At 58.6% G+C, this 2,230-nt stretch carries 2 protein-coding genes; both read right to left on the reverse strand.

Translation table 11 applies throughout. The features are described from left to right. Positions 1–1,797, reverse strand: a 1,797-nt coding sequence (gene bamA / locus EOA86_RS31540) for an outer membrane protein assembly factor BamA (RefSeq protein ID WP_128345184.1), incomplete at its 3' end; no start/stop codon positions are given. 217 nt (positions 1,798–2,014) lie between these two features. Next, positions 2,015–2,230, reverse strand: a 216-nt coding sequence (locus tag EOA86_RS31545) for a site-2 protease family protein (protein WP_206630190.1), incomplete at its 5' end; no start/stop codon positions are given.

The raw sequence follows: 2,230 nt of genomic DNA on the forward strand, positions 1-2,230 counted from the left end.
GGCGAAGATGCCTTCATGCGGGTTCTTCATGTCGTCGATGGTGTTGTAGACCAGGGCGAGACTGACCGACGACTTGAGCCATGGGCTTTCCTCAATCCCGTTTAGGACAGCCTGAGAGATGTCGCAGCCAGCCAGGGGATCGCAGTCATCGTCGAGCTTATACTTCTCCTGCGAGATATTGTACGCCAGCTGCGTCGAGATGTTGTCGGTGATCGGCAGGCCGAAGCGCACTGTCGCGCCTAGCGTCTCGCTCTTATAGTCGTCGTATTCCCTGGTCCGGTTGAAGATATCGAAACCGGCGGCAATGCGCCGCCCGAGGAAATAGGGCTCGGTGAAGGAGAAGCTGTAGTCGCGCGAATTCTTGCCGCCGCCCGCCGCTAGTTTGATGAACTGGCCGCGTCCGAGGAAGTTGCGCTCGGTGATCGAACCCTCGACGGACGGGCCTGACGTGTCGCCGCCTGTCGAATAGCCAGCGCCAATCGAGAACTCGCCGGTCGATTTTTCGACCACGTCGACCACGAGCACCACCTGGTCTGGCTCAGAGCCGGGAACGGTGGAAACTTCGACTTTTTCAAAATAATCGAGCGCTTCCAGCCGCTTCTTCGCGCGCTGGATGAGAACCTGGTTGAAGGCATCGCCCTCACTCACGTCAAACTCGCGGCGAATGACATAGTCGCGTGTCCGGTCGTTGCCGCGAATCTCGATGCGCTCGACATAGGCCTTGGTACCCTGGTCGATCGTATAGACCACTGAAATGGTGTGGTTCTCGAAATTGCGGTCGCCGCGCGGCGTCACCTGGGCGAAGGGATAGCCGGAACCGGCGACCCTCTCGGTCAACGCAATGATGGTGTCTTCGACGTTCTCAGCGTTGTAGACGTCGCCCTTGTGGGTTTCGACCGCCGACTGCAGCGATGCAGCGTCGACCTCGGGAATCGTGCTTTCGACGCTGACGTCGCCGAAGGTGTAGCGGTCGCCCTCCTGCACGGTGATGGTCACCGTGTACTTGTTGGTGGTTTCGTCGAGTTCGCCGACCGCGGAAATCACCTGGAAGTCGGCATATCCGTGATTGTAATAAAAACGGCGCAGCAGCTCCTCGTCGGCGCGCAGCTTATCTTCGTCATAGACGTCGTCGCGCAGCACGAACGAAAGGATGGTCGAGCGCTTGGTGGAGATGACGTCGGACAGGCGACGGCTCGAATAGGCACTGTTGCCGACGAAATTGATCGCGGCGATCTGCGTGCGGCCGCCTTCGTTGATGTTGAAGACCACGTTCACGCGGTTGTCGCCGAGATCCATGATCTGGGTGGTCACGGCGGCGTCGTCGCGGCCGATACGCCTGTAGGCAGCCTTGACCGCCTCGACGTCGGCATCGAGCGCCTGCTGCGAGAACGTTCCACGCGGCTTCAACTGGACCGCCGTCGCAAGGGCGTTGTCCTTGAGTTTTTTGTTGCCCTGGAACAGCACCTGGTTCACGACCTGATATTCGGAAACCTTGATGACCAGCGACGAACCGACCTGGTTGATCTGGACGTCCGAGAACAGCCCGGTGCCGAACAGCGCCTTGACCGCATCGTCGATATCGGAACTGGAAAAGGGCTTGCCGGGCTTGATCGTGACGTAGTTGCGGATCGTGTCGGCGTCGACACGCTGATTGCCGCTGACTTCAACTCTTGAAACAACAGCGGCCTCGGCCGCCGATGTGGCAACGAACTGCACTGTGAGCGCACCTGGTACGACCAGGGCGGCGGACAGGGCCACCGCGGACGCGGCGCTCAGAAACTTGGATGCTGCCTTCATCGGGCTTTTGTACCTTTTCTCGAAGTCCCCACGGCGAGAAAACCGGACGTGCGGTAATTTCCCCTACCGTATTAACCGGATTTTCCCTACACGCAAGGCTCCTGGTTAATTTGTATTTACTTAACCCTGTTGCGTGGCTTTCGCGTCACGCATATCCCCATGCATGGTAAACGGCGTCTCAACATTGGCTGTGCCGAAGCCAAATTTCTTCATGATTTCAGCATCCAAACAGGTCGTTCCAGAAAACGAACCCCATGAAGCCCAAGACGAAAAGCAGGCCGGCCCTGTAACCCATTTCCATCATCCGTTCCGACACCGGTCGCCGAATGACGGCCTCCACGCCGTAGAACAGGAGATGGCCGCCGTCGAGGGGGGGAATCGGCAAAAGGTTGAGAATACCGATCCCGACCGACAACAGCGCAACAAGTTGCAC

Origin of the sequence: Mesorhizobium sp. M5C.F.Ca.IN.020.32.2.1, assembly GCF_004023105.1 — a bacterium.
GTDB lineage: Bacteria > Pseudomonadota > Alphaproteobacteria > Rhizobiales > Rhizobiaceae > Mesorhizobium > Mesorhizobium wenxiniae.